17 protein-coding genes are annotated in these 25,695 nt (G+C 39.7%); 13 read left to right on the top strand and 4 right to left on the bottom strand.

Annotation, left to right across the window (positions count from 1 at the left end):
* The first annotated feature begins 149 nt into the window (after positions 1–149).
* A complete protein-coding gene (dnaK, locus tag HJC33_RS14245; protein ID WP_171659488.1) occupies positions 150–2,063 on the top strand; it encodes a molecular chaperone DnaK in 1,914 nt (637 codons plus the stop codon).
* 67 nt (positions 2,064–2,130) lie between these two features.
* Here dnaK and HJC33_RS14240 read toward each other — a convergent pair whose 3' ends face one another.
* The 3 genes from HJC33_RS14240 to HJC33_RS14230 form a co-directional block, all read right to left on the bottom strand.
* Positions 2,131–2,775, bottom strand: a complete 645-nt coding sequence (locus tag HJC33_RS14240) for a response regulator transcription factor (RefSeq protein ID WP_171659487.1) — start codon at positions 2,773–2,775, stop codon at positions 2,131–2,133.
* A 666-nt stretch (positions 2,776–3,441) separates the two neighbouring features.
* Positions 3,442–4,305, bottom strand: coding sequence for a TolB-like translocation protein (locus HJC33_RS14235; RefSeq protein ID WP_171659486.1), 864 nt, complete (start codon positions 4,303–4,305; stop codon positions 3,442–3,444).
* Between the two features lie 211 nt (positions 4,306–4,516).
* Positions 4,517–5,599 (bottom strand): SGNH/GDSL hydrolase family protein, encoded by a 1,083-nt coding sequence (locus HJC33_RS14230; RefSeq protein ID WP_171659485.1) that lies wholly within the window; start codon positions 5,597–5,599, stop codon positions 4,517–4,519.
* A gap of 340 nt (positions 5,600–5,939) precedes the next feature.
* On the opposite strand from HJC33_RS14230, the gene HJC33_RS14225 reads away from it, so the two are divergent.
* From HJC33_RS14225 to HJC33_RS14205, 5 genes are all read left to right on the top strand, one after another.
* Entirely contained in the window at positions 5,940–6,776 is an 837-nt protein-coding gene (locus tag HJC33_RS14225; protein ID WP_171659484.1) for a sialate O-acetylesterase, read from the top strand.
* Positions 6,777–7,058: 282 nt separating this feature from the next.
* Positions 7,059–7,571 carry a Crp/Fnr family transcriptional regulator gene (locus HJC33_RS14220; protein WP_171659483.1) on the top strand — a complete coding sequence of 171 codons (513 nt, stop codon included), beginning with the start codon at positions 7,059–7,061 and terminating at the stop codon, positions 7,569–7,571.
* A 429-nt stretch (positions 7,572–8,000) separates the two neighbouring features.
* On the top strand, positions 8,001–8,549 hold the full coding sequence (locus tag HJC33_RS14215; protein ID WP_171659482.1) for a DUF4347 domain-containing protein: 549 nt from the start codon (positions 8,001–8,003) through the stop codon (positions 8,547–8,549).
* An 11-nt stretch (positions 8,550–8,560) separates the two neighbouring features.
* A complete protein-coding gene (locus HJC33_RS14210; RefSeq protein ID WP_171659481.1) occupies positions 8,561–14,110 on the top strand; it encodes a T9SS type B sorting domain-containing protein in 5,550 nt (1,849 codons plus the stop codon).
* A 32-nt stretch (positions 14,111–14,142) separates the two neighbouring features.
* Positions 14,143–15,033, top strand: a complete 891-nt coding sequence (locus HJC33_RS14205; RefSeq protein WP_171659480.1) for a PorP/SprF family type IX secretion system membrane protein — start codon at positions 14,143–14,145, stop codon at positions 15,031–15,033.
* 87 nt (positions 15,034–15,120) lie between these two features.
* Here HJC33_RS14205 and HJC33_RS14200 read toward each other — a convergent pair whose 3' ends face one another.
* Complete coding sequence (locus HJC33_RS14200; RefSeq protein ID WP_171659479.1) at positions 15,121–17,007, bottom strand: metallophosphoesterase; 1,887 nt, start codon at positions 17,005–17,007, stop codon at positions 15,121–15,123.
* A gap of 184 nt (positions 17,008–17,191) precedes the next feature.
* Between HJC33_RS14200 and ggt the strand changes: the two genes are divergently transcribed.
* From ggt to HJC33_RS14165, 7 genes are all read left to right on the top strand, one after another.
* The gene (gene ggt, locus HJC33_RS14195; RefSeq protein ID WP_171659478.1) at positions 17,192–18,889 is read left to right on the top strand and encodes a gamma-glutamyltransferase; all 1,698 of its coding nucleotides are present in this window, start codon (positions 17,192–17,194) and stop codon (positions 18,887–18,889) included.
* Positions 18,890–19,087: 198 nt separating this feature from the next.
* A complete protein-coding gene (locus tag HJC33_RS14190) occupies positions 19,088–20,308 on the top strand; it encodes a GTP-binding protein (RefSeq protein WP_171659477.1) in 1,221 nt (406 codons plus the stop codon).
* Positions 20,309–20,491: 183 nt separating this feature from the next.
* Positions 20,492–21,892: a YfcC family protein gene (locus HJC33_RS14185; RefSeq protein ID WP_171659476.1), complete on the top strand. Its 1,401-nt coding sequence runs from the start codon at positions 20,492–20,494 to the stop codon at positions 21,890–21,892.
* A 1-nt stretch (position 21,893) separates the two neighbouring features.
* A complete protein-coding gene (gene argE, locus HJC33_RS14180; RefSeq protein WP_171659475.1) occupies positions 21,894–23,060 on the top strand; it encodes an acetylornithine deacetylase in 1,167 nt (388 codons plus the stop codon).
* 108 nt (positions 23,061–23,168) lie between these two features.
* Positions 23,169–24,452 carry a dipeptidase gene (locus tag HJC33_RS14175; RefSeq protein ID WP_171659474.1) on the top strand — a complete coding sequence of 428 codons (1,284 nt, stop codon included), beginning with the start codon at positions 23,169–23,171 and terminating at the stop codon, positions 24,450–24,452.
* Positions 24,453–24,458: 6 nt separating this feature from the next.
* On the top strand, positions 24,459–24,974 hold the full coding sequence (locus HJC33_RS14170) for a DUF6702 family protein (RefSeq protein ID WP_171659473.1): 516 nt from the start codon (positions 24,459–24,461) through the stop codon (positions 24,972–24,974).
* 1 nt (position 24,975) lies between these two features.
* Complete coding sequence (locus HJC33_RS14165) at positions 24,976–25,560, top strand: HupE/UreJ family protein (protein ID WP_171659472.1); 585 nt, start codon at positions 24,976–24,978, stop codon at positions 25,558–25,560.
* Positions 25,561–25,695 lie beyond the last annotated feature (135 nt).

The raw sequence follows: 25,695 nt of genomic DNA, 5'->3' as shown, positions 1-25,695 counted from the left end.
GCTAAATCGGGCTTGCTCAATTTTCTTATCTATTGGCATGATTCTTATGGTTTGGCTGACACCTTGTCATATTCAAGGTCATGGCATGATCATTGACACTTGATGAGCGAGACAAAAAAGAATATTCAACAGTAATAACTTTAGATACGATGAGCAAAATTATAGGTATAGATTTGGGTACGACCAACTCCTGCGTCTCTGTAATGGAAGGTAATGAGCCTGTGGTGATTCCAAACGCCGAAGGCAAACGTACCACTCCTTCAGTAATTGCATTTGTGGAAGGTGGTGAGATAAAGGTTGGAGATCCTGCCAAAAGACAGGCGGTCACAAATCCAAATAAAACAATTTATTCCATCAAAAGGTTCATGGGCAATAAGTTCTCCGAATCGAAGAAGGAGGCCGACCGTGTTCCTTATAACGTGGTGAAAGGTGATAATGACACGCCAAGGGTGGATATAGATGGTAGATTGTATACTCCACAAGAGCTTTCTGCCATGATTCTTCAGAAAATGAAAAAAACCGCCGAAGATTACTTGGGTCAAGATGTGACCCGAGCTGTAATCACGGTGCCTGCATATTTTAATGATTCCCAAAGACAGGCCACTAAAGAAGCTGGCGAAATTGCCGGTCTTACCGTGGAGCGAATCATAAATGAACCTACTGCCGCATCTTTGGCGTATGGTTTGGATAAAAAAGATACAGATCAGAAAATTGTAGTATTCGATTTTGGTGGAGGTACACATGATGTTTCCATTTTGGAATTGGGTGATGGTGTTTTTGAAGTACTGTCAACAGATGGAGATACCCACTTGGGTGGTGATGATGTGGATCAGAAAATCATAGATTGGTTGGCTGAGGAATTCAAGAAGGATGAAAGTATGGACCTTCGTGACGATGCTATGGCCTTACAGCGTTTGCGTGAAGCTGCTGAAAAAGCAAAAATTGAATTGTCATCATCTGCGCAAACAGAAATCAATCTGCCTTACGTGACAGCTACTGCTTCTGGCCCAAAACACTTGGTTAGAACACTTTCAAGAGCCAAATTTGAACAATTGATTGATGATTTGGTAAAAAGAACCATCGAGCCTTGTGAGACTGCTTTGAAAAACGCTGGTCTTTCAAAAAGTGAAATCGATGAGATTATTTTGGTAGGTGGTTCCACTCGTATTCCTGCGGTTCAGGAAGCTGTGGAGAAATTTTTCGGAAAGAAACCTTCCAAAGGAGTTAATCCAGATGAGGTTGTAGCGGTAGGAGCTGCCATCCAGGGTGGTGTTTTAACGGGAGATGTAAAAGATGTTCTCTTGTTGGATGTTACTCCACTTTCTTTAGGTATTGAGACCATGGGAAGCGTGTTTACTAAATTGATTGAGGCAAACACAACGATTCCAACAAAGAAATCGCAGGTATTCTCCACAGCGGCGGATAATCAGCCCTCTGTTGAAATCCACGTATTGCAAGGAGAGCGTCCAATGGCAGCGGACAACAAAACCATTGGTAGATTCCATTTAGATGGTATTCCACCTGCACCTAGAGGTACGCCTCAGATTGAAGTGACTTTTGACATTGATGCCAACGGTATCATTAAAGTATCTGCTACGGATAAAGCCACTAACAAAACCCAGGATATCAGAATTGAAGCTTCTTCTGGATTGACAGAGGAGGAAATTCAAAAGATGAAGGCGGAAGCCGAGGCCAACGCCGAAGCGGATAAGCAAGCCAAAGAAAAAGCTGATAAACTCAACGAGGCTGATGGAATGATTTTCCAGACTGAAAAACAGTTGAAAGAATTTGGTGATAAGTTATCTGATGACAAGAAAAAGTTTATTGAAGATGCTTTGGAAGAATTGAAGAAGGCTTATGAAACCAAAGATGTGGCTGTCATTGAACCAGCTTTGGAGAAAATCAATGAAGCTTGGAAAGTAGCTTCCGAAGAAATGTACAAAGCACAAGCTGAGGCTGCCCAAAATGGTGCAGACCCATCCGCTGGCGCTGATAGTGCAGCAGGAGGTAATTCCGGAGAAGGAGATAATGTGGAGGATGTTGACTTTGAAGAAGTCAAGTAATACTTGAACAAGGAAATAGTAAAAAGCCCTGATGTAAGTCAGGGCTTTTTTGTTTATTTGGAATGGGTTAGGCTGCGTTCAAACGCCTCATTTCCATTTCACGAAGCTTTTCCAGAGCTTCTGATTTTGAGTTCACGTTCAGTTTTACGTAAATGTTCTGAATGTGAAAATTGACCGCGCTAGGCGTAACACACAATCGGTCCGCAATCATTTTATAAGTAAAACCTTGGGTAAGTAGTTCAATAATTTGATTTTCCTTTTTGGAAAATGATTCAAAACTTTTAGTTCTGAAAGAGCTTACAATTTTTTTGACAATCTCATGCTCTAGGGCAAGACCATGTTCCTGTAACGCATCAAGTGCGTTAAAAAGTCGTTCCGCCGTTAAGGGTTTTACCAGATAACCATTGGCTCCTTTTTTAAAAGCTTCTTTGATTTGGGCAAAATTGTTGTTCTGGCTCATGACCAAAATATGGACACTCTCATTCCTCTTGCGTAAATGGGAAATTCCATCAATACCGGATAAACCGGGAAGTGAAATTTCAGAAATGATCACATCGGGACTGGTTCTCCCAAAATGGGATAACTGTTCGTGAACACTTTTGAATATGCCGCAGAGTTCATAGTCCAAAGTGTCTTCAAAAAATGCTTCGTAGGTTAAGTGTAGACTCACATCAGAGTCAATAATGGCAATTTTTAATGGGTCAGTTTTCATGACAATAAGATTTGGGGATTTAATCTATTTATTCCTGTATTTTCATCTTTTCTTCTTTAAAATTTGAACAAAAGATGGCCTATCCACTATTGTAGCCATATTGGAGTATGCTATAGAGTTGATAACAATGAAATCAACCCATACGTTTCCTAAAATGGAACAACAGGACAATAATCCTCAAAAGGATTATACTCAAATAGTTGTTTAGAAAAGGTTTTTTAAAGTCTCAGAAAAGTCAATCTGATGTAGCAGTTGGAGATTTTTGCTTTTTTGAGAGTCGTAGTTTTTTCATAGTAAAAAGATTTGGGTTTGCATTATTTCAAGAATCAAATTAGAATTTTTTTCCTTTCGAAAGAATTTTTTGTAATGTTTTTCGTTCAAATGCACTTTTGCATTTTCCTTTTTGAAATAGATTCTTAGGGTGAAAGAGGAGTTTTATTTCTGATTTTTAATTGGTTGTAAAAAAAATAGGATGCTTTTAAAGCATCCTATCCTTGTAAATCGGTCTGATTGAAATAATGCAACCCGTATCTATGATAAACTGTCAGTTCCCCCTGTCTTTATTATCATGGGTCAATAGTGTTAAGAATCTCGGCTATTTAACAAAATTGGTTTAACCCTTAGGTAGTTGACCGATTTTTTATTCATGATTCGACCTTCATGGAATTATTTGTCTTCAAAAGAAGTACTGGCAAATTCATGTGTAGAGGCTTCATTGATTACCGATTGGAAATTATCACTATTGTCCGCAACCATATCGCCCTCTTCTTTGTATGATCCATAGGCAACTGTATATTGCGCAATAGTATGATTCTGCCCTCTATTAGAGATTACAAGTCCCAACCCTTTCTCAGGAGTCAATTGTATGGCATAATCATCTCGACTGCTGTTGATATGGCTCCCTAGGTTGACGGAAGGTTTTAAACTATTGTGGACAACTTGAGTGGCGTATAGGTCAAGTCCTCCATAACCATCTCTTCCTTCTGAAGCAAAGAATAACAGGGTGCCGTTATAAATACTTGGGTATAGCTCGTCTTCTTTAGTGTTCACTTTTGGCCCCAAATTTTTGGAAACTCCCAAGCTACCGTCGTTTTTAATATCAGCCACATAAATATCATATTTTCCATAGCTTCCTTTCATGTTGGAGGCGAAGAAAAGTCGTTCTCCATCTTCAGAAACTGTGGGATGCTTGGCTGAGGCAAACTTTGGACAAACCTCTAATTTTGTGATGTTTTTCCATTCCCCGTTAACGTTTTCTGCACGGTAAATTTCATGAATCAGTTCTTTTTTGCTGAACATTCCATATAAAGGTTTTTGGTAAGAAGCTTTACTGAAGTATGCTATACGTCCATCTTTGGTCACAGACATCTTAGGTACGTAGCCATCAAGAGTTGATACATTTCCTTCCATGAGTTGGCTGGCCTCATACTCTTCAATAGTTTCAAACTTCATTGGATTCTGCGCAGCGATTTTTAAACTAAAAATAAACGCTACTACAAGTGTGGTATAAAAAGTAACTGATCGTGTCATGGTATTATGGATTTGGGGGTTAATACATGTCAAAGATCACGAAAGAATCTTGAGAATTACTTATGAATTTTTCACAGGTTTTGAACTTTAGCGATTAAAAAGTGTATTTCATCGAAAATATTTTACCTCATTAACATGTCATTTTTGCTATGAGTACACTTTATCGGTTTTTTTGTTCGGTTTATCATTTGAAAATCAAGTGATTGTTATATCACCACTGGATATTTTCATCAATGAATTTGGTCAGACTTTCAGCCATCGCTTCTTGTTCCTTGATTGATGGATGACCTTCAGTTTCCTTAAAAGGCATAAAATGAGTGTATACTTTAGGGTCTTCTAGATTTGCAACTGCTTTTTCGATGTATCCGGGCCATTGTGAACCTTCTTTGGTCGCATGCATATTTCCAAGCGCACAAATAATGGATGCATTGGGGTATTTTTTTCTGATGTTGGCCACAAACTCTTGATAAGCATTAATAATATATTCGTCTGTAGGAGGGGTGTCGCCAAAATTGGTCTTGAATTCGTCCCGTTCAGGCATATTCACCAACCAAGAATCATTTTGGAATAAATTAATAACTACAACATTGGGGGTGTACAGAGAAAAATCCCATTGGCTTAGAGAATCGGTTGGAATTAATCGGTCGTACATTTCAGGCATAATCATGGGAAACCAGCTAATGGTAATACCTATGCCACTCTTACAAATGCATCGGTATTCGGCATCGAAGTTTCGTGCCGTCAAGTTCACATAGCTCAGATAATTATTGGTGTAAGTGCTATCTGGGGAGTCTTTTCCTGAAAAATCTTCAACAGCATAACCTGCAGAAATTGAGTTACCATAAAATTCTATTTTTCTTTTTGCAGCTTTAGATTTGGGTAATATTTTGACGTTGCCGTTCAGTTGGAAACCATAAAAAGTACTTTTACCGCGGTCCCATTCTGTTCTTTTGAAGATTTCCAAAGCATGTTTGCCTTTTGATAACCCTGTAGCAAGCTCATGGTATTGTTTTAGGGTATCTGGGCGGAAAATAAATAGGCTGTCATCTATGATTACATTATAGTAGTTATCTCCTGTTTCATCTTTAAAAAGAGCTGCAACTGACTGTCCTTCAAAATTTAGTTTGATAGAAGTTCCTGACCAATATAAATCAACTCCCTTAGCTTTTGAAGAGTCGATTCTTCCAGAATATTTAATATTAGGATTGGAATAGTTTACGAATAGTTCTTTTTCTGAGGTTGAACACGCTAAGAAGACACAAAAAATGAAGGAACAAGCAAGTAATTTATTCATGGTTTGTTTAAATGTTTTTCGGTTGTGATGGTTGCTTTTAAGGTATTTGACAGTGGTTTACACTTTCATATACCGTAGCATTTGTGTATCTTGTTTATTGGCCTTGAGTCTTGACTTTTAAACTTAAAATCAAAAAATAGACAAATAACCTTCAATGAACAAGAATATCCACAGGGAAATTACCCCTTTAGCACTTGATGATAGTTTTTTGGTTTTTGATAGAATTAAAAAAGGATTTTGACTTTCCCATACATTTTCACCTGAGTATGAATTAAGCTTTATTGTACATTTGTGGAATGAACTTGCTAAAACCCTTATTTTATCTAAGCAAACCTAACCCATGACCGTTTCTTTTTTTTATCGATTGCTATTGATAGGAATGATTGTATTGGCAACTACTACAAAGAGTTATTCCCAAGATTCTAATTTTCATATTTATCTATGCTTTGGTCAGTCCAATATGGAAGGACAAGGAGTCATTGAACCTGAAGACTTGAAAGTGGATGACCGATTTCAAGTGATGCAGGCCTTGGAATGTTCTGATAGTGGAAAAACTAAAGGCCAATGGTACAACGCTGTACCTCCACTTTGTCAATGCCATTCGGGGCTTTCTCCCACAGATTATTTTGGCCGCACCATGATTAAAAATTTACCGGACAGTATTCAGGTTGGTGTTATCAATGTAGCTGTTGCCGGATGCGATATTAGATTGTTTGATAAAGATCAATATCAGGATTATGACGATACCTATAAAGAAGATTGGTTTGCCGATAAAGTAAAGGCTTATGAAGGCGATCCTTATAATTATTTGATGGAATTGGCAAAACGTGCCCAAAAAGATGGAGTAATTAAGGGGATTCTGTTGCACCAGGGCGAAACCAATACGGGAGATGAACAATGGCCCCTGTATGTGAAAAAGATTTATAATGATATGCTCAATGAACTCTCTTTAACCGCAGAAGAAGTTCCATTACTGTCAGGCGAGGTGGTTGCAGTGGAAGGCAGCTGTTGTTCCAGCATGAATACCATAATTAATAAATTACCGGAGGTTGTAAAAACGGCACATGTAATTTCTTCTAAAAATTGTACTGCTATGGACCATGCTCATTTTGATTCAGAAGGCTATAGGAAATTGGGTAAACGCTATGCCTATAAAATGCTTTCGTTGTTGGATTGAAAGAGAAAATATTAAAATTCTTGAACCCCATTTGTAGAATTAACACATTAAGCATTTAATAATTATTGCCTCTTATGTTGAATTGATTTTAAACTTTTTTATTTCTTTTTTGAGGTATAAAAAGTAATTCCATTAAAGTATTATTTTTGGGAAAATTATAGATTTCTTCGAAAGAAATTTTGCTAAAGTATGATGACCAAACCAACCCCCGAAAAGAACCTTTTTATAGTTTTTTATCTCAATGCAATTTACCCTTTAGGGCCGAGCCTAAAGTCATTTCTTGTGGACAATATTAAAAGTTGTTCATTTGGCAAAAATGAAATTATTGCCAATGAAGGTGAATTGTGTAACCGATTATATCTTATAAAAAGGGGAATGGTAAGAGGGTACTATAAAAATGAATCTTCTGAAATTACCACATGGATTGACAGTGAAAATGAAATTTTTACTTCCACTACAAGTTTCTTTAGAAATCAACCCAGTAAAGAGTACATACAAAGTGTTGAGGATACCCACTGCGATTATTTGGAATACGATGACTATAAATATTGTCTGAATAATTTCGCCGAAATGCGCCATATCAACAGAATATTGTTAGAAGAATATTATATGTTGGCTGAGCACAGGGTGTATTTGGCCAGAATACCCAATGCAAAAAAGAGATTGGACTTTTTTGTTGAAAATAGAAAACCTCAAGAGATACAAAGAATGCCCAAAAAGCATTTGGCATCGTATTTGGCCATGAGACCCGAAACACTTTCCCGCCTGCTTAAAGAGAAAAAACTAGCTTCTTAAGTTCAAGCAAATATCAGATTATAGTCTTACAACTAGGTAGGATTCTATTATTTCCCGTTATATTTTGTAGGAAAATACATTAAAATTGATATATGTCAATTTTGAGAGAATTTTCTTGTACTAAGAAATTTTCACTTCCGTTTGTAAAATTGAAAGTAAGTAAATATTTACAAAAATGTTTGCTTAAATGTAAGTAAAATCAATTTTAACCAAAACAAAAAATCCAAAACCAACCGACCATGAAACAGATTTACACGATACCTCAGATTAAATAATCCATAATTGCTTATTAGGATAAAGTTCTTAAAGAGCTGAAATCCAAATTGTAACAACTACTGTTCAGGTGGCCAGACCATTTTATGCCCATTCTGAACCTAGATTTTAAACAAAAATCACTCATAAAATAAAAAATCAAAATTCAATAAATCAATGAAAAATCAAGTAAACAGAAAATCTTCATCTCTATTTTTCGCGCTATTTACACTCTTGTTGATAAGAGTTACAGCGCAGTCAGATGAAGTGATTGTCATCGATTCCAATTATTCACAGAAGCAACAAGTTCTTGACAATATACCTTCTGGTTCCAATATCTTGGAAGTTGACGCAACGGAGAATCCTTGGAAAGCAATTCGAAACTATCTAGAACAAAACCAGGCTATCCTGACGTTGCATTTGTTTGCCAATGCAAGCTATAATTCCATAGCAATTGGGAATAACTTGTACGATTCAGATGCAGTAGACCAAGAATTTGAACTATCCATGTTGGAAGGATTGTACCAAGGAAACAACATTCAACTTTTGATTTATGATTGTAACCTAGGTTCCAATGTAGAAGGATTGGCGTTGCTACAAAAAATCAGCGAACGATCGTATTTCAATATCGGAGTGCCAACCAAATGTAACTCATTGATTGGCGACGATTTAGTATTTGATCATACTACCCTAGATCAACCTGTAAAAAAATCAATATTTCAATAGAACAACCTACCATGAAACAGCCTTTAATAACTAAGTTTTTATTTTTTATTCTGATAGTTTTCCTGGGTTCGGTGCAGGCACAGACTGTAGATATGACCGTACAGCAGGGACCAAATGTTGATGTAATGGTGACCGTAGGTTCTGCAAATGTGGATCTATCCACTTTTGAGAACGATTTGGAACAAGCCATGTATAACAAGGGTATCCCTTTAGGAAAATTGCGTGTTGAAGCATTTCAAAGAAGCTCAATTTCCTCTGATCAAGCAGATGCCAGCGATATTTTCAATAGTTGGAACAAAATGAACTTCAATGGGACTGAACCACCTGTGCACTCTTCTTATACTGGAGATTACTTTACTTTCGATTCTAGCACAAATAGGGTAATTGCTGATTTTGTTAACAGGTACAATGGATATGGCTATGCGATGTATGATCCTACTGGTGACATATCGGATGGTTCCATTTCAGCAACGTTTGGACTTTCAGATAGCCCTTATGTTCATGCAGAAGTGGGATTTATTTTCAGAAAAGTTGATAACCAAAACTTCTACGCTTACATAATTGACAATCACACCTACTGTGGTAACATTAGTGGATATGCCCCCGGAGATGGATATCCTGCTGAGGGAATTATTAAGGTGGAAAATGGTTCTGTAACCTTGTTGGCATTGAATACCAATAGTGGAAATTCTGGATCTGCAACATATGGTTGGGACGGAAATCGTTCCGACATGTTTGCTGCTTATTACAACGGTCAAATAATTGACTTTAAAATTGAAATGAGTGGTGACAACATCAAAATTTCAAGAAAAGGTGGGGGGGGAAGCGCTGGTACCGATTGGATAGAAGCTTTTGATATTTCAGATTCCACCCATTCACAAGGCAGTTATGGGTTTTATGTTCACGAACAATCAGGAGCTTATTTTAAGGACATCAATATTGAGAAACTTGAGTTGAGAGCATTCAAAGATGTGTTACGAGAACCTCAATGGAGAAATAGTGCACTTCGTTTCAATGTAAACTTAGATGATGCTGAAGTGGCTGATTTTGATGTGGATTCTGACCTTTCAGAGATTTTGATGCGGACCATCAATGAGAACATTCATTACATTGGTTGGGGAACCGACACCAATAAAGCGCAATTTGAACGTTTCGTTGTTCAGAATAACAATCAAGGTACTTTCATTAATAGGAACTCAGGTAGTTGGTCCAGTTGGATTGATGATATGGCCCAATATATTTATGAACAGTATCTGTTTGGAACCGTAACAGCAGGGGACTACTTTATCGCTGGTACTTCCGTTGAGATTGATGTAGACCCAGCCGAAATGAAAACCAATACGGCCAATGCCAGTTACCCAAGTGGTAGATGGAAAATTACCCATGATGAAACTTTCTTTGAAAATGATGAAGGAAAAGTATCTTGGAACGGCCTGTATTTGGAAGATGTTCCTGAATTTTATGAAAAACCGGGAGAATATACCTTCACTTTTGAGGATTTGCCCACGGCCCCCTCTATATTGTACTTCCATAGAAAACCTATTGCCAGTTTTACCTATAGTCCGGCCACGGGTGTTTTCAATGATACTTCATACGATTTAGATGGAGGTGCCAACAATGGTATCGCACAGACCGAATGGAAATGGAAATCGGTTGATGCCGCTTCTACTGATGATTGGACCGTTGGAGTTTTTGATAAGAATGCAGTTCCTGATGGAGAATATTTAGTCATGTTGACAGTTCAAGATCATCAAGGAACTTGGAGTAGTCCAACAAGTGTATTTATTGAATTGGATGGTAGCGGTTCCGCAGGAAGTGAAGACTTGCCGGTAGCGCAGTTCAATATCCAACCAGATGAATTGTTTACATACTCTGGCAGTATGTCCATCAATATTGAGGATAATTCCATAGACCCTTATGGCAGAACCATTGCAAATCAGGAATGGATTGTTAAACAGAGAACCTATGACAATGACGGCAATCCAACCGATACAGAAATTTATAATAATACAAGTGCGATGACTGATTTTTCGGCATACAATACCCTTTCTGCCGATTATATTATCAGTTTGCGTGTACAGACAGATACAGGAGTATGGTCAGAGCCTTTTTATCGTACATTGAGCATAACGCATGATACTACAAACCCAACCATTTCTGCGACACCTTCTAGCGGAAGTATCGATACGGATACAAACATCGTATTGACTTTTCAAGATGAAAGCAATGGTAGTGGTTTTGATGTACAACGTTATGTGATGGTTCAAAGTGCAGCTCCACCTGCTTCCGATTCGTCTAGTTGGTCTTCTTGGAGCAATAGCCAGTCCAAGAACGTTTCGTTCTCAAGTGGAGGAACTGGATGGTATATCCATGCAGAGGCAAAGGACAATGCCGGAAATACAGCGACAGATTCATTTGGCCCATACGATATTTCATTGATAGTGGGTGCCAATGATGATTTGGCAATCGTTCAAGAGGACACTGATTCCAGCCCCATAGATGTATTGTACAATGATGTATATGATACCAATAATACGCCTACGGTAACCATTACTGTTCAAGGAACAAAAGGTACAGCAACAGTTAACGGAAGCAATCAAGTGATTTATTCACCTAACGAGAATGAAAATGGTTCAGATACCGTCACTTATGAATTGGATGATTCAGGTACAAAAGTAACAGCTATCATTACCATATCCATTACTGCTTCTGATGATCCACCTACAGCTGTAGCAGATGATTTTACTCTAGATGAAAATGCAACACTCAACGAGGATGTTTCCACTAATGATGTTGAAGTTGACGGGGATGACTTGTTGTACCACTTAGTGGATTCTCCTGAAAATGCTTCTTCTTTTACTTTGAATTCCGATGGAACTTTCACATACGTACATGACGGAGATGAATCAGCAACAGATACGTTCACTTATAATTTTGAAGATGCTGTTTCTTTCTCATCTACTGTTACGGTCACATTGAACATCAATCCAGTAAATGATGCTCCAGAAGGAGGAAATATTGCATTGGATGTTGTTGAAGACGTACCCAATAGCTTTGTTGTGACAGATTTTACGTTCTCAGATGATGACCCAACAGATTCCTTTAACGGTATACAGGTAACATCCCTTCCTACAAATGGAACACTGACATATGCGGGAAGTCCTGTGGTGGAAGATCAAATGATCGATGATGTGACCCAATTGGCATTTACTACGGGCAATGGCGAATTTGGAGTTGATTATGCCACTTTCGGATTTAAAGTAAAAGATGAATCGGATGCGGTCAGTTCCTCAACATATACATCTACAATTACGGCCCTTGAAGATTTAGATGGAGATGGGACACCTGATGTAGACGACAATGATGATGACGGGGATGGTACCGATGATGGGGAGGACGACTTTCCTAGAGACCCGACAGAGGATACCGATACCGATGGTGATGGCACGGGCGACAATGCCGATACCGATGACGACAACGACGGCACCCCAGATTCAGACGATGCCTTCCCGTTGGACGAAAATGAGGATACCGATACGGATGGCGATGGCACGGGGGACAATGCCGATACCGATGACGACAATGACGGCACCCCAGATTCAGAAGATGCCTTCCCGTTGGATGAGAACGAGGATACCGATACCGATGGTGATGGCACGGGGGACAATGCCGATACCGATGACGACAACGACGGCACCCCTGATGTGGACGATGCCTTCCCGCTGGACGAAAATGAGGATACCGATACCGATGGCGATGGCACTGGCGACAATGCCGATACGGATGACGACAACGACGGAACTCCGGATGCGGACGACGATTTCCCGTTGGATGAGAACGAGGATACCGATACCGATGGTGACGGAACAGGCGATAATGCCGACACCGATGACGACAACGATGGCACCCCGGATGTGGACGATGCCTTCCCGAAAGATGATTCGGAGGATACCGACACCGATGGTGATGGCACGGGCGACAATGCCGACACCGACGATGACAACGATGGCACTCCCGATGGTGATGACGACTTCCCATTAGATCCAGCTGAGGATACCGATACCGATGGCGATGGTACGGGTGACAATACCGATACCGACGACGATAATGACGGCACCCCTGATGTGGACGATGCCTTCCCGTTGGATGAGAACGAGGATACCGATACCGATGGTGACGGAACGGGTGACAATGCCGATACCGATGACGACAACGATGGCACTCCCGATGGTGATGACGACTTCCCATTAGATTCAGCTGAGGATACTGATACCGATGGCGATGGTACGGGTGACAATGCCGATACCGATGATGACAACGATGGTACTCCGGATTCAGAAGATGCCTTCCCGTTGGATGAAAATGAGGATACCGATACCGATGGAGACGGAACGGGCGACAATGCCGATACCGATGACGACAACGATGGAACTCCGGATGCGGACGACGATTTCCCGTTGGATGAGAACGAGGATACCGATACCGATGGTGACGGAACCGGCGACAATGCCGATACCGATGATGACAACGACGGCACCCCTGATGCGGACGATGACTTCCCATTGGACGAAAATGAGGATACCGATACCGATGGTGACGGAACGGGTGACAATGCCGATACCGATGACGACAACGATGGTACCCCTGATGTGGACGATGTCTTCCCGAAAGATGATTCGGAGGATACCGACACTGATGGTGATGGCACAGGCGACAATGCCGATACGGATGATGATAACGATGGAACCTTGGACGAGGAGGATGATTTCCCCAAGGATGCCTCAGAAGATACTGATTCTGACAATGATGGTGTAGGCGATAATGCAGACAACGATGCTGATAACGATGGCACTCCAGATGATGAAGATGCATTCCCTACTGACCCTAATGAGGATTCAGATGCGGATGGTGATGGAATAGGGGATAACGCGGACAGCGATGACGACGATGATGGTATTGTTGATACGGATACTGATAGTGACGGACTCGGAGATAATATAGATACCGATGATGACAATGATGGTATTCCGGATGATGAGGATGCTTTTCCAAATGATGCTACCGAAACCACAGATACTGATGGCGATGGTATTGGGGATAATACTGATACCGATGATGATGGTGATGGATATTCTGACGAAGTTGAAGAGATGGAGGGCAGTGATTCCAAAGACCCCAATAGTACACCCTTGGATACCGATAATGATGGTCTTCCAGATAGTATGGATGATGACGATGACAATGATGGAGTTGTTGATGGCAATGATGCATTCCCTACCAGTAATGAACCTTTATTGGTACCGGCACAGGCCTTTACACCAAATGGTGATGGCAACAATGATGCTTGGGTCATCCCGGGTATAGATAACTACCCTAACAATGTGGTCAAGGTATATAACCGTTGGGGACATGAGGTTTTCGCAGCAAGATCTTACCGTAACGATTGGGAAGGATTCTATAAAACCAGAAGTGAAAAACTTCCGGCTGGATCATACCTCTACGTTATTGACCTTGGAAATGGAAGCGCACCTATTCAAGGATGGATTTTCATCAATTACTAAACAAAAAATCAACAAAAACACAGTTTAAAATCATGAAAACAATAAATAGAATCGTAATACTGGTAGTGGTTTTGATCTTTTCCATGGCGCTTCAGGCACAACAAGATCCAAGCTACACCTTTTACCGCTATAATATGAATATTTATAACCCAGCATTTGCAGGGAGCTCAGAGTCTGCTGAATTTTCATTGGGAATTAGGAGTCAATGGGCTGGAGTGGAAGGAGCCCCCGAAAGTCAAAGTGCAATTTTTGGGATGCCTGTGGGTAAAAAACTGGGATTAGGTGTCTCTGTCTTGAACGATAAGACTTTTATAGAGCAGCAAACCTGGATGGCCATTGATGTTTCATACCATATCCAGTTGGATGAAGACCATACACTGTATTTTGGACTAAAAGGTAGTGCAAACTCCTATGATGCCAACACAACAGGTCTGGTTACCTACGGCGTGGGTCAAGATGGTGCTCTTATTGATTATAAAAGTCGATTTACACCAAATGTTGGTGCAGGGGTTTATCTGAAGCATGATAGATACTTTGCATCTCTTTCAGCACCAAAATTACTGACCCCGGAACGTTTACAGGAGCGTGACGGCAACGCATACCTTGGAGTTGATAGAATGCATGCTTATCTAAGTGGAGGCTATAGTTTTATTCTTGGCAAAACATTGGATTTAAAGACTATGGGAATGTTTCGTTATGTTGATGCTTCACCTGTGTCTTTGGAATTGACAAGTATTTTGGATTTTGGTGAACGGTTCGAATTTGGGGCATCGTACCGTTTTGATGAAAGTGTCAGTGGTCTGTTCTTGTTTCGTGTATCCCATGGCTTCAACTTGGGGTATGCTTATGAAACATCCATACAGAATTCCATTGATGGTCTTGACAACAATACGCATGAATTATTTATGCGCTTGAGAATGTAAAAGAGGAACATTCATTACTGATACTTTTATCAAGAAAGCCCCATTTTAATGGGGCTTTTTTTTATCTACTCCAAAGAATATGATTTTTCAATCACGAAATAAGTTGACTGATGAAAACGCAGACTTTTTACCATTTTCAAACAAACCTGTTTCCAATCTATGACCATGATAATTATCAAAATAACGCACTTCAATCTTATGGTAACCCTTTTCTAAATAAATCCCTCCTTTTCTTAATCGCATGGAGTGGTCACCATCATTGTCAACAACCATAATATCATTAATTAAAAGTTGGGAGCCATCATCTGAACGGGTAAAAAAGTTGTACACCTTACTATTTGCTGCGTAATAATATCCATTGAAAACCAAGCCCCATGAATCTTCCTTTTTATTGAGCCCTTCAATATTAAAATTCTTGACCTCACCCTTAGATATAATGGGCAACTTTTTAAAATTTGGCAATTTTGTCCATGCACCTTCATAATAGTTGTATTCAATTCCCTGTTTTAACTTACCCACTTTAACTGCCTTTGATATAGGCACGTGCACAATTCTTCTGGTTAGAACTCTACTTGTATTTCCATTTTTGTCAACAGCAATGGCTTTTACAACAGTTGTTTTTTTGATGCTAATTGGCTCGGTATATTTTTTGGATTTTTTTGTTGGTTGATTTCCATCGAGAGTGTAATAAATCTCCAGATTATCAAAACCACCTTCCATGGAAAATGAAGTCTCCCCAAAGAAACTATCATCGGTTATTTTTAGGATTGGAGCTGGGGGTTGCACTATTACCTTATCATCTTCTTTTGTCATTTGAAATGTATCGAACAAACGCCCTTCCATATCAATGGCCTTAAAAACGACCGTTTTGTCAAAAATGGTAAACGTACAATAATGATGAACGGGCCGCTGTTCCAAACTGAACCAGTTTCGGGTAGGGGCAAACCCTTCGATAGGTCCTCCAGCACCACCTGAATTGATATAGACCACACCGTTCTCTTGGTCAACCATATTATTCTTTATGGGCCAAGTTCGCTCATACATGTGTACATGGCCGTAGAGGCAAAAATCCACACCGTAGCGTTCGTATAGCGGCACAAGGTCGCGAATGGCCACCACACCATAGGTAGATAATCCCTTATACGTATCACCATTATCATTTTCTTCAGAGCTGTAAGGCGGATGGTGGTGCATGGTAATCTTCCAGGTAGCAGTAGATTTCGCCAAAGCCTGTTCCAACCAATTATATTGTTCAGAATTTTCAGTAACATCTCTATTCGTATCAATCACAAAAAACTCAGCATTGCCATAAGTGAAGGAATAGTAATACTCTGGCTTTGGATTCGCCATGTATTGATAGTAATATTCCGAATCATTTTCATGGTTCCCAAGGGCCGTGTACATCGGGATACGGCGCATTAACTGATGCCCTTCGGGCAAAAATTGTTCGGTCCAATCTGTAATGCGTAACCCATCGTCAACCAAATCCCCAACGTGGACCACAAAATTTGGCCTACTGTTCCAAACTTTCTCAGAAATTTTACGCCATACAATACTGTCCTTTGGGTCATGTTGATTCCGTTGGGAATCACCTACCAATGCGAATGCGAATGCTGTATTGTCTTTTACATTTGTTTTGAATGAGGATACTTCACTTGAGATAGTATTCCCATTTATTGAAATGATATCTACCTGCCAGAAATAGTTGGTCTCCACCTCCAAACCAACTAGTTCCACTTCATGCATTGTTTTCAAGTCACTATCAGATACACTTAATGACAAATTGGGAGCTTTTGCATTGGGCAATGCATTTCCGTACCGAACCACTGCTTTGGTAGGTTGCTCGGTTTCAAATAAAATACGCATACTCGTTTTAGTTGCATATTGAAGATAGGGTTTTACCTTGAACTCTTGGGCGCCTACCTTAGCGAATAGTAAACCTAGAGCTAAGATGATAACTAGTCTTTTTTTCATGAATCGAATAGGTTTTTAGTGATTGAATTTCCGAAGTCTAATTTATTATATGTAAATTTTGTTTACTTATATTAAATATTATTATAGTGTTAATGATTTAAAAAATAAGATTGATATCTGTCAAACCATATCTTGACTTCCCATTTCTATTTTCACTATTTTAGAACACCATAAAAAATCGACTATGAGACATTTTGTACACAGCTTTCTCTGTTTTTTTCTTTTTGTTCAATATATAAATGCCCAAGACCGAATTACAGGTGAGACTTTTGCAACCCGTTCTGAAGTGCTGGGGCAAAACGGAATGGTGGCAACCAGCCATCCATTGGCTACTCAAATTGGGCTCGATGTTCTTAAGAGTGGAGGTAACGCCATTGATGCTGCCATTGCAGCAAATGCTGCACTTGGATTGATGGAACCTACAGGATGTGGAATAGGAGGGGATCTTTTTGCAATTGTGTGGGACGGGAAATCAAAAAAATTATATGGTCTCAATGCCAGCGGTCGTTCACCTCAAAAATTGACCTTGGAATACTTTGAAAAACAGGGAATGGAAAAAATCCCTTCGCATGGTCCTTTGCCCGTAAGTGTTCCGGGAGCGGTGGATGGTTGGTTTGAGCTACATCAAAAATTTGGTTCTAAGCCGATGGAGGAAATTTTGGCTCCTGCCATTGATTATGCTGAAAATGGTTTTCCATTAACTGAGTTGATAGCTTGGTATATCCAACGAACCGTACCATTTTTTGAATCAAAAGGTTTTCCTAATATCGAGGACACTTATAAATCACAGAATGGAGGTAGAATTCCTAATGAGGGTGAGATTTATAAAAATCCTTACTTGGCGAATACCTATCGAAAAATAGCAGAAGGAGGTCGTGATGCTTTTTATAAAGGAGATATTGCTAAAACCATTGGAAAATTCATCAAAGAACAAGGAGGGTTTCTTTCTGCCAAAGATTTTGCGGCTCATAGGTCGGAATGGGTAGAACCGGTATCCATTAATTATAGAGGATATGATGTTTGGGAATTGCCACCAAACGGTCAAGGTATTGCAGCCCTTCAAATGTTGCAGATATTGGAAGGATTTGACTTTTCTAATATCGAATTTGGGAGTGCGGAACACTTGCATCTCTTTACTGAAGCCAAAAAATTAGCCTTTGAGGATCGAGCAAAATATTATGCAGACATGGACTTTTTTGATGTTCCCGTGGAGCAATTGCTATCTGATGATTATGCAGAAAACAGAAGAAAACTAATCGGAGAACGAGCAGGAAAATATTCGGCTGGTGAAATTTCGGCAGGAGAAACCATTTACATGACTGTGGCGGACAACGAAGGCACCATGATATCCTTGATACAAAGTAATTACAGGGGTATGGGATCAGGAATGGCTCCACCAAAGTTGGGCTTTATGCTCCAAGATCGTGGAGAACTGTTCAGTCTAAAAAAAGGACAGGCGAATACCTTCGAGCCGGGTAAACGTCCTTTTCATACCATTATTCCGGCTTTTATTACCAAAGATGGTAAACCCTTTGTGAGTTTTGGGGTCATGGGCGGTGATTTTCAACCCATGGGACACACACAGATTGTAATGAACCTTGTTGATTTTGGCATGAATCTGCAAGAGGCGGGTGATGCTCCACGCTGGGACCATACGGGAGGAGCTAGTCCAATGGGCAAAATAACTGAAGATACCGGTTTAATACGGACAGAATCTGGAATACCTTATTCAACATTACGCGGATTGATGGATAAGGGCCATAAAATAGGAACTGCACGTGGCATCTATGGCGGATATCAAGCCATTTTATGGGATGATGAAAATAAAGTCTACCACGGCGCTTCAGAAAGCCGTAAAGATGGGCAAGCTGCTGGTTACTAGCTTATTATTGAGATTCTAAATCAGAACTCTTACACATTATTTAACCTAGAGAAATGTTTCGATTGATTCTTAGGCAGCTTTTTTAATGCAACTAAGTTGCATTTGATATGGGTTTCCTATATTTTTACAACGCTATGGGATTATATTTCTGTAGAAGTACGCTACTAGTGAATCATCAAACATAATTAATAAAGACAAATGACAACTAATAAATTACCGGTAACGGTGCTCAGCGGATTTCTTGGTGCTGGAAAAACTACATTGTTAAATCATGTGTTGCACAACAAAGAGGGCATGAAAGTAGCGGTTATTGTTAATGATATGAGCGAGGTTAATGTTGATGCAGAGTTGGTGAAAAACGAAAATACCCTTTCACGTACAGAAGAGAAGTTGGTAGAAATGAGCAATGGGTGTATATGCTGTACACTTAGAGAGGATTTAATGATAGAGGTTGAACGCTTGGCGAAAGAAAACAGATTTGATTACCTCTTGATTGAAAGTACCGGAATTAGTGAACCGGTGCCGGTTGCCCAGACTTTTTCCTTTGTTGATGAAGAAAACAATATTGACCTTTCCCGTTTTAGCTATGTGGATACCATGGTAACCGTAGTGGATGCTTTCAATTTTTTCAAAGATTTTGGAAGCCCTGAAACATTAATGGACCGGGATTTGACTGATATGGAAGGTGATTATCGGACTATAGTCAATCTATTGACCGATCAGATTGAGTTTGCCAATGTAATTATCCTCAATAAAACGGATTTAGTGTCCGAAGAGCATTTAGGCACATTAAGGGCGACCATTCATAAGTTGAACCCTACTGCCCGTATTATTGAATCTCATTTTAGCAAAGTTGCCCCTAAAGAAATATTGAATACGGGACTTTTTGATTTTGAAGAAGCAGAACAAAGTGCAGGGTGGATAGAAGAATTGAAAAAAGACGGACATACTCCAGAAACAGAAGAATATGGCATAGGTTCTTTTGTATACAGAGGTAAAAGACCGTTCGACCCCGATCGTTTTTGGCATTATGTGCAGCATAAATTTCCCAATACCATTATTCGTAGTAAAGGGTTATTTTGGGTTGCCTCACGCCCGGAGCAAGCTTTGGTTTGGAGTCAGGCCGGAGGATCATTAAGAGCCGATAGCGCTGGAGTATGGTGGAGTAGCATGCCCTTTGAACAGCGTACTCAATATTTGTCATTTATCGAAAATCAAAAACATATAGAATCAGGTTGGCACAAGACATTTGGTGATCGAAAGAATGAAATTGTTTTAATCGGGCAAGATATGGACGAGGAACTCATCAGGTCAGAGTTGGATTCTTGTTTGGCTACCGACGAGGAGCTTAGTTCTGAAAAGTGGCGAAATGGTTATGAAGATGAATGGCCCGTTGGGAGGGTTTACCCATTGGAATAAATCCATATTTTGATTTCTACTTGTAGTGAATCGAGGTTGTTTTCTAGGCACTTACGGCTTCAATATTGATTGCATCAAAAATGTAGGTTGAAATTTATTGGTCTAAATTAACCGGAAGTATGGAAAAATCAGTTTAAATTGAGCCTTTGTACTAAAAAGTAAGTAGTTGTCCATTTGAGATAAATGAGCAAAAAATCTAAAGGCCAATCTTTTTTTAAACGCGTCCCACATGCCATAACAATGCTATTTGGCATTATTGTCCTTGTGACTCTATTAACCTATGTGCTCCCTGCCGGCACTTATGAACGGGTCATTGTTAATGGGCGAAGTACAGTCGTCCCCAATTCGTACAAAACAGTTTCATCCACCCCAATAGGTTTCTTGGATATGTTCAAGGCTATACCTCTGGGCTTTAAAGCAGCTGTGGAGATCATTTTCATTGTATTGGCAGGAGGAATCATGTTTGGTTTTATGGAAAAATCAAAAGCTGTGGAGAATGCAGTGGGTACGCTTGTAAAAAATCTGGGACGGGAGAAAAAGTACTTGATTGTTGTACTAATGACCTTTATTTATGGATTATTGGGTGTTGCGGTGGGTCTTGAAAATAATATTGCCATGGTTCCCATTGCTGCAGTCCTTAGTCTTGCTTTGGGTGGGGATTTAATTTTAGCTGCGGGTATTTCAGTAGGGGCCATGATCATAGGCTTTGGTTTATCGCCCATTAACCCTTATACGGTCGGCACAGGTCATAAAATTGCTGAACTCCCCATGTTTTCGGGAGCTTTGCTCCGGAGTATACTTTGTTTTTCAGCATTGGGAATCATGTCCTATTACAATGTGTATTATTTCAAAAAAATCACATTGAATCCAGAAAAAAGCTTGGGAAAAGGTCTTGATGTTACTGAGTTGACCTTGTCAAAACCTATCCAAGAATATCAAATGAACAGAAAAAGTTGGTTGGTCATTGCTATTTTTTTGGCGGGTCTTTTAACCATCATGTATGGAGTTTTTAATTTGCATTGGTACATCAATGAATTATCCGCGGTATTCCTGATAATTGCATTGTTGTGCGGATTGGCCTCTAGAATGAGTGCCACTGCCATGAGCGAAACTGTTTTAAAAGCGGTCAGTGTTGCTGCCCCGGGAGCATTTATGGTCGGGTTGGCAACATCTATTAAGGTACTTATGGAAATGGGTAACATCAGTGATACCATTTCCTATCAATTATCTGTGCTATTACAAGATCTGCCATTGTATGCTTCGGCCATTTGTATGTCTATTTCGCAAACAGTGATCAACTTTTTTATCCCATCAGGAAGTGGTCAGGCATTGGCAACATTGCCTGTGATGCTTCCGTTGGGTGAGTCGCTCGGGTTGACCAGACAAATTACCATTTTAGCTTTTCAGATAGGAGATGGCCTTTCGAACCTGATAAATCCTACTTTAGGGGGACTTATTGCAATGCTCAGTATGTGTCGAGTTTCCATCGATAGGTGGATTCGATTTATATTTCCCGTTCTGATCAGTTTACTTTGCATTGCTTTTTTAGCCTTGATAGTGGCTGTGGCAACAAATTATAGTTAATATGACCGTAGAGAAGATACTTGCAAAACTTGTTTCCTTTCCAGTCTTAGGTGGGGAAAGTAACCTAAGCATTATTAATTGGATCAAAGATTACATTGAATCCTATGGTGTTGAAGTGAATTTATTGCCCAACAAAGAAGGAAACAAAGCTTCTTTGCATTGTAGAATAGGACCTGAGGTAGATGGAGGTGTTATTCTCTCTGGTCATACAGATGTAGTTCCGGTTGAAGGGCAGGAGTGGACCACTGACCCGTTTGAGCTTACGGATAAAGGTGATGGAAAATTGTATGGAAGGGGTTCCTGTGACATGAAGGGTTTTGTTGCCTGTTGTTTGGCCATGCTTCCTCAAATGGTAGAAGCCAACTTGAAAAAACCATTATATTTTGCTTTTTCGTATGATGAAGAGGTGGGCTGTTTGGCTGCACCAGAATTGGCCAAAGCAATTAAAACGCAGTATAGTGAAACCCCAAAATATGCCATTATTGGAGAACCTTCAATGATGGAGCCTATTGTTGGTCAAAAGGGTATCTATATTTTAGAAACCTATGTCAACGGCTCTGCCGGACACAGTAGTCGCATAAAGCAAGAAGTAAGTGCCATCCACGAAACCATGCGGTTGATGCTCTGGTTAGAGAATAAAATGGAACAATTGATTGCCGACAAACATATGGATGATCGTTTTCATCCCCCACACTCTACCATTCACATTGGCTTGATCAATGGAGGCATCGCCCCTAATGTAATTGCGGATAAGGCACATTTTTATTGGGATTTGCGTACTATTCCTATGGATGATATTTATGGCATAGTTGAAGAGTTTGAATCCTATTGTGCTGAACGAGAAGAGAAATTGCGAAGTGTTTTTCCCAAATTTTCAATAAAAACGGTAGAAAATCATCCGCCAGTACCTCATCTTGATACCAAGGCTGATGATGACGTAGTGGATTTGATCAAAAGAATAGCGGGAAATTCAAAGTTAAATACAGTGTCCTATGCTGCGGAAGCGGGTCAATTTGCCAATGAGGGCTTTCAATCAGCAATTTGCGGACCAGGTTCCATTGAACAAGCACACAGAGCTGATGAATTCATTACCAAGGAACAACTCCAAAAAGGGATGGAAATGATTGGGAAGTTGCTGCAAGAATTAGCTTCGGATAACTTAATCTAAATGGCCTTGAAATGAGGATTTGTTAAAACCGAATAAAAGAAGTCGTCGATATTTGCGCTAACGCGCCTATAATTGTAATTTAAAGCCATATCAACTAACTCAAAGCCCATGTTTAAACCATTTCAAAATTATTTCATTTTACTCTTATTTATAATTACGATAACTAGTTGTAAAGAGAAACCTGCCAATACAGATTCAAAAGTAGAGACCGAAGAAGAGCTGGTGCAAAGAGCACTTGAGATTCATAAAAAGGTGCTCACTTTAGATACTCATGCTGATACACCTTTACGTATGATTGAACCTGGATTTGATATGGCAGAACGTCATGATCCAAAAGAAACAGGTTCAAAGGTAGATTATCCACGGATGAAGGAAGGTGATTTGGATGCTATCTTCTTTGCTGCCTTTGTGGCGCAGGATATTCGCGATGATGATGGTAACACAAGAGCCAAAGCCTTATGCCTTCAAATGATAGACTCTGTTGTTGCTTCTACAGAAAGAAACTCAGATATTGTAGGATTGGCACTTAACCCTGATGATGCTTATAGTCTAGAAAAAGAAGGCAAACGTGCTATTTATATTGGTATTGAAAATGGATATCCTATTGGGAAAGACCTTTCCAATGTTGAGGAGTATTTTAAGAAAGGTGTGCGGTACATCACCTTGGTACATTCCTCAAACAATGATTTGGCCGATTCTGCTACTGACCCCAATGGAACCGAACATGATGGCATAAGTGATTTTGGAGCCAAAGTAGTGGGGGAAATGAACCGCTTGGGTATTATGGTTGATGTCTCGCATGGAAATGATAGTGTATTTTATGATGCCATCAAATTATCCAAGGCCCCAATTATTGCAAGTCATTCCAATGCCCGTAAGGTAACTGAGCATGACCGGAACATGACTGATGAAATGTTAAAGTTGATGGCTGAAAATGGTGGAGTGGTGCAACTTACCATGTTGGCTGATTATTTGAGAACAGCCCCTCCCAATGTAGAGCGCGATTCTGCAATGGCCGCTCTTCGTGCCAGCATGAAACCAATCAGCGAAATGACTAAGGAAGAACGGACTGCATTACGGAAATCTTTCCATGAATTGAATGAGAAATATCCTGCACCACCTGCAACAGTACAACACGTGGCTGATCATATTGATCATATTGTGAAAGTAGCCGGTATTGACCACGTAGGTATTGGATGCGATTTTGATGGCGGTGGCGGCATTGAAGGTGTTTTTGATGCCAGTGAAGTAATGAACATCACCATTGAGTTGGTAAAACGTGGATATACCGAAGAGCAAATAGAGAAAATCTGGGGCGGTAATTTGATCCGTGTGTTTAAAGAAGTTCAAACTGTGGCTGAAGAACTACAATCCGGTCAATCAGAGTCGTAATGCTTTATGACTTTGCTTAGATTGTTATTGGTTTTTATTTGTTTTGGATTTTCCACGCCAACGGTTACACATCCATTAAGATTATCCTTGTGCGAGATTGATTACAAGTCCACTGAACAGCTTGTAACCATTAATCTAAAGCTATTTTTAACTGATGTGAACGAGGCTATCGTATTTGACCCCTATAGCAAGGAACTTGCTTTTTGCCAACCTAATGAATCACCCAAAGCAAATCAATTGTTGCTGGATTACTTGGATCAATTTTTCTATGTGAAAGTAAATAGGAAAACAGTGGACCTTAAGATTAAACGAAAAAAACTAAGCGGCGAAGGTGACAATACTGCTTTGTGGATATACTTTGAATTTAAACAACAATCACCACTTACATCCCTGGAAATTAAAAATGCTGTTTTTACGGACTTGTTTTTTGATCAGAACAATATTGTGTATGTCCATGTTAACGAAGATTCCAAAAGTCTGATGCTCAATAAAAAAACACCGGTCCACCAACTAAAATTTTAACATGCATCCTTTTGAGTTTTATTTAAAGTTGGGTTTTGAACATATTTCCAATTTGGCGGGATATGATCACATTCTCTTTTTGGTGGTGTTGTGCGCTGTTTACAGAATTCAACAATGGAGGAACATTCTCATTCTTGTCACAGCGTTTACCATAGGTCATAGCGTTACATTGGCTTTGGTTTCTCTAAATATTTTGTCGATATCTTCCACCATCATAAAATTTTTGATTCCGGCAACTATATTCTTGACTGCACTTCACAATGTCATTGGCCCAAACCCGACCGAAAAAACTTCACGGATGAGCCGAAACTATGCCATGGCGTTGTTTTTTGGTTTTATCCATGGCATGGATTTTTCCAATTACTTTAAAGCACTGCTCATGGATCCCTCGGACATTGTAGTTCCTTTATTGGGATTTAATATAGGCATTGAACTTGGACAACTATTGGTCGTGTTTGTTATTGTGGGTATTGCCTTTCTCTTCCTTAACATGATTAAGGTAAAGCATCGTGACTGGAATGTATTTATCTCAGGAGCTGCTGCTGGAATAGCATTTCTTTCAATGTTGGAAAATAAGTTTTGGTGAGTCCTTTCCCAAAAAAATGGTTATACCTAAATGTATAACCCTATACATTGCATAGGGTTATTATAGAACAGGTGAGACAGTTATAGCATAAAATCTTCATGATTAACGTGTGCTATATTGTTATTTGAAAATATA

The organism is Flagellimonas amphidinii (assembly GCF_013090115.1).
GTDB lineage: Bacteria > Bacteroidota > Bacteroidia > Flavobacteriales > Flavobacteriaceae > Flagellimonas > Flagellimonas amphidinii.
This window is presented reverse-complemented; position numbering and strand designations above follow the sequence as displayed.